Raw genomic sequence first — 12,175 nt, forward strand, 5'->3', positions numbered from 1 at the left:
AGGCATCCCGTTCGCGGTCTTCGATCCCACCACCGAGTTCCGGACCTAGTCGAACAGCTGCGTGAGCTTCAGCACCAGCTCGTACACGCCGAACGCGAAGGGCAGCGCGACCCAGGCCCACGCCAGCACCATCAGGGCGGTCCGCCTGGACGTCATGTCGCCTGCCCTTCCATGGCCGGCTCGGCCGGCTTCTCGTGGTACCTGTCGCTCACCGGCCGGATCAGCTCGTTGGCGAGCAGGCCCACCGCCAGCAGCCCGATCATGATGTAGAGGGAGGTCGTGTAGAGCGCCGGCCCCGACCGCCCCGCCGCCTTCTGCGCGTCGGCGATGGCGTTGATGATCAGCGGGCCGAGCACGCCCGCCGTGGACCAGGCCGTGAGCAGGCGGCCGTGGATCGCGCCGACCTGGTAGGTGCCGAACAGGTCCTTCAGGTACGCCGGGACCGTCGCGAAGCCGCCGCCGTAGAAGGACAGGATGCCCAGCGCGCACACGATGAACAGCGGCTTGGAGGAGTTGCCCGCCAGCGCGATCACCAGGTAGAGCAGCGCGCCGACCCCCAGGTAGACGCGGTACATGTTCTTACGGCCGATCACGTCGGAGGTGGAGGACCAGACGAAGCGGCCGGTCATGTTCGCCAGCGACAGCAGTGCGACGAACCCCGCCGCCGCCCCCACCGCGACCGGCGTGGCCGTGCCCGCGAAGAAGTCCCTGATCATGGGCGCGGCCTTCTCCAGGATCCCGATGCCCGCGGTGACGTTGCAGCACAGCACGACCCACAGGCAGTAGAACTGCGGGGTGCGGATCGCGTTGCGGGCCGAGACGTCCGCGTCGGTGATCAGCGGCCTCGACGCGACCACCGGCGGCGTCCACCCCGGCGGCGACCAGCCCTCCGCCGGGACGCGCACCAGCAGCACGCCCATCGTCATGAAGACCGCGTAGACCACGCCGTGCACGAGGAACGTGGTGGCGATCCCGCCCGTGCTCGTGCCGAACGACTCCAGCATCTGCGCCGACCACGGCGAGGCGATGAGCGCGCCGCCGCCGAACCCCATGATCGCGATCCCCGTCGCCATGCCGGGCCGGTCGGGGAACCACTTGATCAGCGTGGAGACGGGGGAGATGTAGCCGATGCCGAGCCCGATCCCGCCCACGACGCCGTAGCCGAGCACGACCAGCCAGTACTGCCGGGTGGCCACGCCGAGCGCGGACAGCAGGAAGCCGGAGGAGAAGCAGGCCATCGAGACGAACATCGCCCAGCGCGGCCCGTTGCGCTCCACCAGCGTGCCGCCGAAGGCCGCCGACAGGCCGAGCATGACGATGCCCAGCTGGAACGGCAGCGCGCTCTGCGTGCCCGACAGGTGAAGGGAGGACTCCAGCGGGGGCTTGAACACGCTCCACGCGTACGCCTGCCCGATCGCGAGGTGGACCGAGAGTGCGGCGGGCGGCACCAGCCACCGGCTCCAGCCGGGTGCCGCCACGATCCGGGAACGGTCGAGGAATCTTGCCACCTCACACGCGTACCACATACGGTATGCAGCATTGAAGATCTTTACGATGAGCGGTCAGAAACGAGCGACGAGCGGACGAGGGTGAGCGGCGCCCGGGCCGCTCACCCCGGTCGGCTCAGGCCAGGCTCTGCCCGCCGTCCACGGTGATCACCTGGCCGGTGACGTAGTTGTTGGCCATCACGAACAGCGCCGACGCGGCGGCCTCGTCGGCGGTGCCGAAGCGGCCGAGCGGGGAACCCTCCCCGGCCTTGGCGACCGCGTCGTCGCCGTCGAGCCCGGACAGCGTGCGCAGCAGCGGGGTGTCGAAGGTGCCGTAGCGGATGGCGTTCACCCGGAGCCGCTTCGGCGCGAGCTCGACGGCGAGCGCCTTGGTGAAGGTCTCGACGGCGCCGACGGCCGCCAGCGGGCCGGTCATCCCGGGGATCGGGCGGATGACGTACGTGCCCGAGGTGAAGGTGATCGAACCGCCCGCCGGCAGCCGGGTCGCCGCGAGCCGGGCGGCGACGACCGCCCCCCAGAGCCGGGTGTCCAGGGCCGAGCGAAGGTCGTCGTGGGAGAGCTCGGTCACCGGGCCCGCGCCACCCAGGCCGCCTGCCGTCACGAGCACGTGGTCGACCTGCCCGGCCCGCTCGAAGATCTCCGCCAGCGCGTCCTCGTCCGACCCGTCCGCGGAAATGCCGAGCACCGAGTCCGCCTGGCCGTCCGCCGGGCCGTCTGCCGGGGCCGCGTCGCGTACCCGGTCCACGGCGGCGGCCAGCCTGGCCTGGTCGCGGCCGACCAGCACGACCCGGGCGCCCACCCCACCCAGCAGCACGCCGGCGGACAGGCCGATGCCCGAGGTGCCGCCGATGAGGACGACGGTGGAGCCGGCCAGACCGGTGGGCAGCGGCGAGCGGACCGGTACGGGAGCTATGGACATGATGTCTCCTCAGCAATAAACCATCTGGTTGGTTTAGATCGAAGCGGATGTCGCGCAGAAAGTCAACTGGATGGTTTAATTCAGTTCATGAGCTACGACGCGGAGGCCACCCGACAGCGGATCTTCCAGTCCGCCACCGCCGAGTTCGCCGCGCACGGCCTGGCCGGCGCCCGGGTCGAGCGCATCGCCGCCGCCGCCAAGGCCAACAAGCAGGCGATCTACCTGTACTTCGGGGGCAAGGAGAAGCTGTTCGGCGCCGTGGTGCGGGCCAAGGTCGACGAGGTCTGCCACGCCAACGCCCTCGACCCCGGCGCGGTGGCCGACTCCGTCGGGCAGCTGTTCGACTGGTACCAGGACCACCCGGACCTGATCAGGCTGCTGCTGTGGGAGGCCCTGGAAAGCGGCCAGGGCCCCGTCCAGGGCGAGGACGAACGCCGCGAGGCCTATCGGGGCAACGTGCGCGACCTCGTGGACGCCGGCGTCGGCGCCGGACTGGACGGGCCCGAGCGCACCTGCGCCGCCCAGGACTGGATGTTCACCGTGCTCGGGCTGGTCGCCTGGAACTTCGCCGTCCCCCAGCTGTGCCGCCTCGTCCTCGACGAGCAGGACGACAAGGCGGCCCTGGCCCGGCGCCGCGAGGCCGTGGTCTCGGCCGTCCGCACCCTCGCCGCCAACCAGCCGTCCTTCAGCCGCTGACGAAGGCGAGCGGGCGGGCCCCATCCGTGCCATAGGAAATTCGTCGACAGCCCCACATCACGGCGCGCAGCCGTATAGGTATACAGCAAGGGGAGAGTCAGTCGCCGTTCGCCGTGCACAGGGGGACGCCTCATGGCCAAAGCGCGCCGCAAAAGGCGTGCGAAATCCGCTGGAGCCGACGAGGCTCCCGCCTCTCGACCCGAGGAGGCCGGGGCCGGGCGGTGGAAGGCCACGCGGACGTGGGTGGCGGGCATTCTCAGCGCCGTGCTCATCGCGGCGGTCGGCGCCGTGTTCACCGCCTGGTTCAACGCCCGCGGACCCGACACGGTCGACCGGATCAGCGGAGCGCCCCCGATCAAGGTCGGCCACGTGGCCGTCGACCACTCCGCGCAGGACACCGCCCTGCGGATGCCGGTGACCGACCCCGGAGAACGAGCGGCCCTGCTGGGCAACACGTCAGGTTCGGGCCGTGACACGATCATGGCGAGCCATCGCCGGGCCCCGCTCGAACAGGCGAACGTCACCGTCGTCCTCATCGGCAACCGCAGCAGCGTACGCATCGTCGACATCGAGCCGCGGGTCCTCGACCGCAAGCCGGTGTCGGACGGCGCGCTGCTGGTCTACACCCCCGCCGGCGAGGCCGACACCATCGAGCTCTCCGCCGACCTCGACGAGCCGGCTCCCCGCTTCGCCACCGCAGAGGACGCTTCGTATTTCAGGAAGAAGCAGATAGACCTGAAACGGGACGAGCCGGTCACCCTCTCCCTGTCGATCAAGGGCGCGGCGGCGTATTACGAGTTCGATCTCCTGGTCACCGTGCTGGCGGAGGACCGGACCGAGCAGGTGACGATCGAGGGGCCGGGCAAGACCCCGTTCCGGGTGACCGGCATCGCCGACGCCTACAGCGCCTACTACGCCGTCTCCTCGCTCGGCGGCTGGCAGCCGATCTCGCGCGGCCAGGCGTGCGCGATCGAGCGTAAGATCCAGAAGATCAAGGGGTGCTGACCGTGCTCGGGCGGCGCGCGGGGGCGATCCTGCTCGTGGTGGTCCTGGCGGCCTGCTCGTCCGCGGACGCTCCGCGGCTCTCGCTCGTACCCGTCGAGTGGCGCGTGGCGTGGTCGGCGCCCGCGGACGCCGGCACCGGGGAGCCGCCCTTCGAGACTCCGCGCTACGCCGTGTCCGGCCGCGCGGTCGCCATGGCGACCCAACAGGGCACCGTACGGATCCGCGATCCGCGTACAGGTGAGCTCCGGCGCACCGTCCCCGCAGGCCCGGCTCCCGCCGCGCCCGTCACCGGCGTGTGGCTCGCGGCGGACACGCTGGTCGTGTCGCGAGGAACGCCCGACGTCGCCGCCCATGCCCTGACCGGCCTGGACCTGGCCACGGGCACCACGCTGTGGCGGCGCACGATCGCCGTCTCCACCCATCGGCCCCCGGCGATCGGCGCCGGCGTGTACCGGGGCCCGCGGATCATGGTGACCGAGCGCGGCATCGTGGTGTTCGAGCGGCCCGCCGAACCCTTCGACCTCCAGGCCCTCGATCTCCGGACCGGCGTGACCACGGGGCGGGTGACGTACCCGCGAGGCTGCGACCTTCGAGGCGCCGCGACCGCCCGATCGGTGATGCTGCTCAGCTATTGCGCGAGCAGCCAGGTGCGGCTCGCCTCGATGGATCCGCGCACGCTGCGGCCCGGCTGGGCGCGCCTGCTGTCGTCGCTCGCCTCGCCGCCGGACGGAGGCCCGCCGATGACCCTCACGGCCAATGCGGATGGATATGTCCACGCCTCGGTGGGGGAGGAGGACTTCTTCTACGGTCCGGACGGCCGCCCGGCGTCCACCGCCTCGGAAGCCGCGCGGGTCATGAACCCGACCCGCTGGAGCGCGCCCCTGTTCGCCGGCTCGTACCCCGTGACGGCCGATAACGGCGCGCTCCTCCTGCACAACGGATGGCCGTTGCCCGCGTACCTGACCTCCCTGGACCCCGCCACCGGACGGCTCGGCGCGCTGCCGCTCGACCTGCCCGCGCGGTCGGCGTCCCTTGTTGGGGCGATCCGGGACCTGGCTTTCGTGTACGGTGACGGCCGCCTCACCGCGTACAAGCTGAGCTACGGGCTCTCCCACGGGTCCGCCCGGTTCGGCGGCGTCCCGGCGAGCGCCTGGCCGGACGCCTGCTCCCTGCTGGCCGGCCGTGACCTGTCCGTCCTCGCGGACGGCTACCGCGCGGTGCCCGGACAGGACGATCCGGCGCTGCCGAAACCGGCGACATGCGACTGGATACCGCCCACGGACGACGGCGCCGTCGTCTCGCTCTCCGTGGAATGGGTGTCCCCGTCGAGCGCGGCCGCGCGAAAGCTGTTCACCGCCGAGGTGGACGCCGTCAAGGGGGCCGATGCCGCCGACCTCACCACCCAGCGCCCCGACTTCCTCTCCTACACCGTGGCCAGGACGAACGGACTCCACGGCGCGACGATCGTCAACGCGGGCCCCGTCATCGTCCGGCTGACCTCCACCTCACGGCAGGCCGTGCGGCTCCTCTCCCCGTTGCTGCGGGACAATCTGCTCGCCCGCTACCGGCCGGGCGCCCGCGCTCCCGGCCCCGTCCGCGAGCGCGGCTGGATCCATCCGACCGACGGGGCCGTCCACGCCGACCCGGTGGTGGCCGGCGGTGTCGTCTACGCCACGAGCGGCGACGGCACGGTCTCCGCGCTGGACGTCGCCACCGGCGGGCCGCGGTGGAGCTTCCGGACCGGCGGCCCCGTTCAGTTCGATCACGTGGTGATGGACGGCACCGTCTTCGTCGCGAACACGTCCGGCAGGCTGACGGCGCTGGACGCCGCCACCGGCCGCCCGAGGTGGAGCCGCAGGCTCAACGTGGCCGGCGACCTGGTGGGCGCGGCGGGCCGCCTCTACGTCTGGACCAGGAGCCCCGCCTGGTCCGCGAACGCCGAGGTCGTGGCGCTCGACGCCGCCTCCGGCAGGCGGGCGTGGGCCTTCCGGCCGGAGGGCGACGTCCTCAACCCCGACCCTGTGCTGGCCGGCGACGTCGTCCACGTCGGCGGCGACCACGGCATGGTGTACGCGCTGGCCGCCGCCTCGGGAGCCCGGAAATGGCGTTTCCGGGCCGGCGGAGCACGAGACCACACCTATCTGGCGCGGGCCGACGGTGTCGTCTACGCCGCGAGCACCGACGGCGAGGTGCACGCCCTGGAAGCCGCCTCCGGGAAGGCCCGGTGGAGCTCGGAGATCGCCGGTTCCGTCGACTTCCGACCGGTGGCGGCCGGCGGGGCCGTGTACCTCGGCGGCAGGGACGGCACGACGTACGCGCTGGACGCCGCCTCCGGCACGCGGCTGTGGCGCTTCCGGACCGAAGGCGACAAACCCGGCTACCGATGGGATGCCGCCGTGGCCTCCGGACTCGTGTACGCCACAGGCGCCGACAGCATGCTGCACGCGCTCGACGCCGCCACCGGCGCGTCGCGATGGTCGTTCCCGCTGGGCAAGGGCCGCCCGGCGGGCCCGGTCGCGGCAGGCGGGACCATTCACATCGGGGACGGCGCGGGAACGCTGCACGCGCTCGACCCCGCCACCGGCACGGTGCGCCGGAGCTTCCCGACCGGCGGCCCCATCGAGACCAGACCGGTCGTGGCAGGCGGCTTCGTGTACGTCGGCGGCTCGAACGGCGATATCTCGAAACTTTCGGAATAGCGGGCTCTATGGAGACAGAGGTGCACTATACGTCGCCCCCTCTCCGAAACTTTCGACAGTCGTACTGACATATTCCCAGTTCACAATCCCGGCAAAAGATTGATCTTTGAAATATTTCTGTCTTATATTGACATGTTTCATAGGCATTCCCAGACTGATCGCCAACACTCCACCCGGAAGGGAGAGCCCTGGTGATCACCAGCTTGGCCCGCTCCAAGATCCGTACCAGGGTCGTCGCGCTGACGGCGGCAGCGGCGCTGTCGATCGCCGGAGCGGTGACGGTAGCGCCCCCCGAGGCCGTCGCGGCGGCCGGAGTCGAGGACGAGGGCGCCGACTGCACGGTGACCGGCCTGCCCGACGCAGGCTCCTTACCCACCAACTCCAAGCTTCCCGACCCCTTCAAGAAGCTGGACGGTACGCGCATCTCCGCCAGGTCCGACTGGCGGTGCCGACGCCAGGAAATCAAGAAGCTGGCGGAGAAATTCGTCTACGGCGAGAAGCCGGGAAAACCGGCCGGCGTCACCGGAACGGTTTCGAGGACCGGCATCACCGTGAACGTGAACCACAACGGCAAGAGCTCGAGTTTCTCGGCGAGCGTCGATCTGCCGAGTGGTTCCGGACCTTTCCCGGCCGTCGTGGTCGTGGGCGGATTCGGCGCGGACACGGCCGCCATCAAGGCGGCCGGCGCCGCCGTCATCAATTACGACCCGTACGCGGTCGGGAAAGAGGGCACGCCACGCAACAACAAGCAAGGCGCGTTCTACAGCATCTACGGCTCCTCCAGCAGCACGGGGCTGCTGCTCGCCTGGGCCTGGGGCGTGAGCCGGATCATCGACGTCATCGAACAGTCGGGCGGCGGCATTCTCAAAGCGGATGCGACCGGCGTCACGGGATGCTCGCGCTTCGGAAAGGGCGCTTTCGTGATCGGCGCGTTCGATCAGCGCATCGCCTTGACCATGCCGATCGAGTCGGGCAGCGCCGGCGTTCCCATCTTCCGCGGAATTCCCGGGGAGGGCGCCCAGAGCCTGAGCAGCGCGTACGGAGAGCAGCCGTGGCTGGGTGACGCGTTCGGTTCCTTCACGAGCAGCCCGGCCAGGCTGCCGGTGGACACGCATGAAATGGTGGCCATGGTCGCGCCGCGCGGACTGTTCATCATGGACAATCCGCACATCACCAATCTCGGACCCAAGTCCGCCAGCGTGGCGGCGTTGGGCGGGGCGGAGGTCTACAAGGCGCTCGGCGCGGGAGAGAACATCACGTACTGGTCCGACATCCAGGACGGCAACCACTGCGCCAACAGGGCGGAATGGCGGACCCCGCTCCAGCAGAACATCCAGAAGTTCCTGCTGAAGACGGGCAACGCCCCCGGCGCGATCAGGATCTCGTCCAAGGCGCTCGGCAATCTGGCCGAGTGGAGAGACTGGCAGACTCCCACGCTCGGCGACTCCGGCGACACCACCCCGCCGAGCACGCCGGGCACCCCGGCCGCGTCCAACGTGACCGCCACCGGCGCCACGCTGACCTGGGCCGCGTCCACCGACCAGGGCGGTTCCGGCCTGGCCGGCTACAACGTCTACCGCGAGCAGGGCACCACCGACCCGCAACTCGGCCAGTCCGCCACCAACTCGATCACCCTCACCGGGCTGACCGCGAACACCCAGTACCAGGTGTACGTGCGGGCACGGGACGGCGCGGGCAACCTGTCCGGCGACTCGCCACCGGTCACGTTCACGACGACGATCGGCGGCGGCGACACCTCGCCGCCGACGGCCCCGGCCGGCCTGGCGGCCTCGGCGACCTCGTCCACGGGCACGACCCTGGGCTGGACGGCCTCGACGGACGACACCGGCGTCGCCGGCTACGACATCCTGCGCGCGCCCGGCGCGAGCGGCGGCACGTTCACCCAGGTCGGCACCTCGGCCACGACCTCGTTCAGCGACACGGGCCTGACCCCGAGCACCACCTACCGCTACCAGGTCAGGGCGCGCGACGCCGGGGGCAACACCTCGCCGGTCTCGAACACCGCGCAGGTGACCACCCAGCCCGGCACCTCCACCGGAACGTGCACGGCCGTCCCCACCGTCCAGACCCAGTGGGCCACCGGGTACGTCATCCAGCCCCTGACCATCACCAACACCGGCACCTCGACGATCAACGGATGGACGGTCACCTTCACGCTGCCGGCCGGGCACACGCTGACCGGCTCGTGGAACGGCACCGCCACCGTCAGCGGGCAGACCGTGACCATCAAGAACGCCGGCCACAACGGCACCCTCGCCCCCGGAGCCGCCACCACCGGCGTCGGCTTCCAGGCGACCCGCCCCAACGGCAACACCGCCCTACCCTCCGGCTACACCTGCGCCTGACCGCCCCGGCTCTCCCGGCCCGCCGATCCCGGGCCGGGCGAGAGGCGAGGGCCGGTTAATCGGTGGCGGTCGCCCGGCGTCCTGGGCACAGTGGGTCTGTGCCGGAGAACCACTTCGACGAACGGACAGCGCAGACGTACGAAGCCAAATGGCCGGAACTGTTCGATCCGGCCGTCGTCGACCCCGCGGTGGGCTTCCTCGCCGAGCTGGCCGGATCGGGCGCCGCTCTCGAGCTGGGCATCGGCACCGGCCGCATCGCGTTGCCGCTCAGCAGGCGCGGTGTCCGGGTGCACGGGATAGAGCTGTCGCCGGCCATGGTGGCGCAGCTGCGGACCAAGCCGGGCGCGGAGAACATCGGCGTGACCATCGGCGACTTCGCCACGACCAGGGCGGGCGGCACCTTCGCACTCGCCTATCTGGTGCGCAACACCATCACCAACCTGACGACCCAAGAAGAGCAGGTGGAGTGCTTCCGCACGGTGGCGGCCCAATTGGAGCCCGGCGGCCGTTTCGTCATCGAGGTGTACGTCCCGGAGCTCCGGCGGCTCCCGCCCGGCCAGACCGTCCACCCGTTCACCGTGACCCCCGCGCATCTGGGTTTCGAGGAGTACGACGTGGCGTCGCAGATCGCCGTCTCCCATCACTACTGGGTCGTGGACGGCCAGTTGGAGACCCGCTCGACGGCGCATCGCTATGTCTGGCCGTCCGAGCTCGACCTGATGGCGCGGATCGCCGGAATGACCCTGCGCGAACGGTGGGCCGGCTGGGAGCGCGAGCCCTTCACCGGCGACAGCAGGAGCCACGTGTCGGTCTGGCAGAAGGCGTCGTGACGGGAAGCCCGGACGCTTGGAGTGACGGCGTGATCGCGGCGGGGAACTTCTCCGTGATGGCGACCGTGCTGCGCCGGGCGGCCGCGATGGACGGTCCGCACGCCCGAGCCGGCCGTGCCGCCCGGCGAGCTGCACGGCCCGGTGGAGGCGCGCGGCGCCGAGGTCGCCGGGAGCCGCACCCACTCGGTACGGCTGCCCAGTTTCGTGGTGAGCACCGAGATCGTGTTCGGCGGTCCGGGGGAACGCCTGGTCATGCGGCACGACCCCGGCACCGACCCCAGCCCGTACGTGGCCGGGACGCTGCTGGCGGTGCGCCACGCGGGCGAGGAGACCGGCGTGCGCAGGGGACTGGACTCACTGCTCTTCAGGGGCTGACCGGCCGGCTACTTGACGGCGCCGCTGGTGATACCCGAGATGATCTTGCGTTGGGCGACGGCGAAGACCACGACCAGCGGCAGGCTCATCAGGATCACGTACGCGAAGATCAGGTGCCAGTTGTTGAGATAGAGCCCGGCGCTGGCCACGCGGAAGAGGTTGAGGGGCAGCGTGTCCAGTCGTCCGCCGATCACGAAGAAGGCGTAGAAGACGTCGTTCCACACGTACAGGCAGACCAGGATGGTGGCCGTGGCCAGCACCGGGCGCAGCAGCGGCAGCACGACCAGCCAGAACACCCGCATCGGGCTCGCCCCGTCGAGCTGCGCCGCCTCCTCCAGGGAGGTGGGGATGGTCCGCACGAAGCCGGTGACGAAGAAGATCACCGTGGACATGTAGATGCCCATGTAGACGCCGATCATCCCGACCGCGCTCCCGGCCAGGCCGAGCTGGCGCAGCAGCAGGACGACGGTGACGACGGCGGGCGGGAGCACGATGCCGCTGATCGCCAGCGCGTACAGGACGGCGTTGATCCGCGTGGCGCGGCGCGCCAGGATCCAGGCCGCCATCGACCCGAACAGCAGCACCCCGATCACCGAGGGCACGACGACGAGCAGGCTGCCCAGCGACGCCCGCAGGACCTCGCCGTCGCCCCACACCTGCCGCAGGTTCTCCAGCAGGTGCCACTCGGTCGGCAGCGACAGGTCCGGCGTGAGCGCCTCGCCGCGGGACTTGGCCGCCGTCACCAGCACCAGCCACAGCGGGATGCCGATGGACAGCACCACGAGCACGAACGTGACCACGGGCTGGAGCCGGCGCCACACGGGCGCGTCGCTCACACCGCGGCGGTCGGGGACGACGGGGGTCACAGGATCTCCTCCCGCTTGCGCAGCACGTAGATGACAGGGAAGGCCATGAGGGCCACCAGCAGGAACAGCACCAGGCTCATCGTCGTGGCCTGCGCGAACAGGCCCTGGCCGAAGGTGCGGTAGATGAAGATGTTCAGGATCTCCGTCGTGCGGGCGGGCCCGCCGCCGGTGGTGGCCTGGGCGATGTCGAAGCCGTTCATCGAGCCCAGCAGCGCCGTGGCGACGTTGAACGTGATCGCGGGCGCCAGCAGCGGGAAGCGGACCGCCCAGAACGTACGCCACCGCGACGCCCCGTCGATGTGGGCGGCCTCCACGATGTCCTCCGGGACGGTCTTCAGCCCCGCCAGGTAGATGAGCATCGACAGCCCCATCCACTTCCACGCGTGGATCAGCGCGACGACCACGACCGTCCAGGTGGTGTCGCCCAGCCAGGCGTAGTCGATCCCGAGCAGCCGGTTCAGGCCGCCCGTCGGCTTGAGCAGGGCCTGGAAGATGTAGCCGACGGCGAGGGCCGACATCAGCACCGGGATGAGGAAGAACACCCTGGCCACCCGGTTGAGCCAGGTGTCGCGTTCGAGCAGCACGGCCAGGCCGAAGCCGAACGCGTTCTGGAAGAGCGCCACCAGCACCGCGTACACGACCGTGACCCGCAGCGACCGGAACAGCGTGCCGTTGGAGGCCAGGTCGGTGAAGTTGTCCAGACCGACGGGCCGGATCGCGCTCTTGAAGCCCGACCAGTCGGTGAAGGCGTAGACGAAGTTGAACAGCGTCGGCAGGAAGAAGAACACCAGCAGGATGGCGAACGCCGGAGCCATGAACCACATGGGGTGCGTCCGCCTCCCGACGACCGGGCGCCCGCGGGTCGCGGTCGTGGTGCGGGAGGCGGCCTGCCGCGAGGTGGTGATCAGCAC

The 12,175-nt window shown here is 70.7% G+C and carries 10 protein-coding genes; 6 read left to right on the forward strand and 4 right to left on the reverse strand.

What is annotated here, in order from left to right:
• Window positions 1-152: 152 nt before the first annotated feature.
• Entirely contained in the window at window positions 153-1,508 is a 1,356-nt protein-coding gene (locus AB0J87_RS50820) for an OFA family MFS transporter (protein WP_363979915.1), read from the reverse strand.
• A 115-nt stretch (window positions 1,509-1,623) separates the two neighbouring features.
• Window positions 1,624-2,427 (reverse strand): SDR family oxidoreductase, encoded by an 804-nt coding sequence (locus tag AB0J87_RS50825; protein ID WP_363979918.1) that lies wholly within the window; start codon window positions 2,425-2,427, stop codon window positions 1,624-1,626.
• Window positions 2,428-2,514: 87 nt separating this feature from the next.
• Here AB0J87_RS50825 and AB0J87_RS50830 point away from each other — a divergent pair, with 87 nt between their 5' ends.
• The 6 genes from AB0J87_RS50830 to AB0J87_RS50855 all read left to right on the forward strand — a co-directional run bounded on the left by AB0J87_RS50830 (window position 2,515) and on the right by AB0J87_RS50855 (window position 10,398).
• Window positions 2,515-3,123 carry a TetR family transcriptional regulator gene (locus AB0J87_RS50830; RefSeq protein ID WP_363979921.1) on the forward strand — a complete coding sequence of 203 codons (609 nt, stop codon included), beginning with the start codon at window positions 2,515-2,517 and terminating at the stop codon, window positions 3,121-3,123.
• Window positions 3,124-3,366: 243 nt separating this feature from the next.
• Window positions 3,367-4,128 carry a hypothetical protein gene (locus tag AB0J87_RS50835; RefSeq protein ID WP_363979924.1) on the forward strand — a complete coding sequence of 254 codons (762 nt, stop codon included), beginning with the start codon at window positions 3,367-3,369 and terminating at the stop codon, window positions 4,126-4,128.
• Window positions 4,122-6,827: a PQQ-binding-like beta-propeller repeat protein gene (locus tag AB0J87_RS50840; protein ID WP_363979927.1), complete on the forward strand. Its 2,706-nt coding sequence runs from the start codon at window positions 4,122-4,124 to the stop codon at window positions 6,825-6,827. Before AB0J87_RS50835 ends, AB0J87_RS50840 begins: the two co-directional genes overlap by 7 nt.
• 191 nt (window positions 6,828-7,018) lie before the next feature.
• Complete coding sequence (locus AB0J87_RS50845; RefSeq protein ID WP_363979930.1) at window positions 7,019-9,193, forward strand: fibronectin type III domain-containing protein; 2,175 nt, start codon at window positions 7,019-7,021, stop codon at window positions 9,191-9,193.
• 98 nt (window positions 9,194-9,291) lie between these two features.
• The gene (locus AB0J87_RS50850; RefSeq protein WP_363979933.1) at window positions 9,292-10,023 is read left to right on the forward strand and encodes a class I SAM-dependent methyltransferase; all 732 of its coding nucleotides are present in this window, start codon (window positions 9,292-9,294) and stop codon (window positions 10,021-10,023) included.
• Between the two features lie 114 nt (window positions 10,024-10,137).
• Window positions 10,138-10,398: a dihydrodipicolinate reductase C-terminal domain-containing protein gene (locus AB0J87_RS50855; RefSeq protein WP_363979936.1), complete on the forward strand. Its 261-nt coding sequence runs from the start codon at window positions 10,138-10,140 to the stop codon at window positions 10,396-10,398.
• Window positions 10,399-10,406: 8 nt separating this feature from the next.
• Here AB0J87_RS50855 and AB0J87_RS50860 read toward each other — a convergent pair whose 3' ends face one another.
• Window positions 10,407-11,264 (reverse strand): carbohydrate ABC transporter permease, encoded by an 858-nt coding sequence (locus AB0J87_RS50860; RefSeq protein WP_363979939.1) that lies wholly within the window; start codon window positions 11,262-11,264, stop codon window positions 10,407-10,409.
• On the reverse strand, window positions 11,261-12,175 hold the full coding sequence (locus tag AB0J87_RS50865) for a sugar ABC transporter permease (protein ID WP_350742797.1): 915 nt from the start codon (window positions 12,173-12,175) through the stop codon (window positions 11,261-11,263). The genes AB0J87_RS50860 and AB0J87_RS50865 overlap by 4 nt, the downstream gene beginning before the upstream one ends.

It is taken from the genome of Nonomuraea sp. NPDC049625, assembly GCF_040675285.1.
GTDB classification, from domain to species: Bacteria; Actinomycetota; Actinomycetes; order Streptosporangiales; family Streptosporangiaceae; genus Nonomuraea; species Nonomuraea angiospora_A.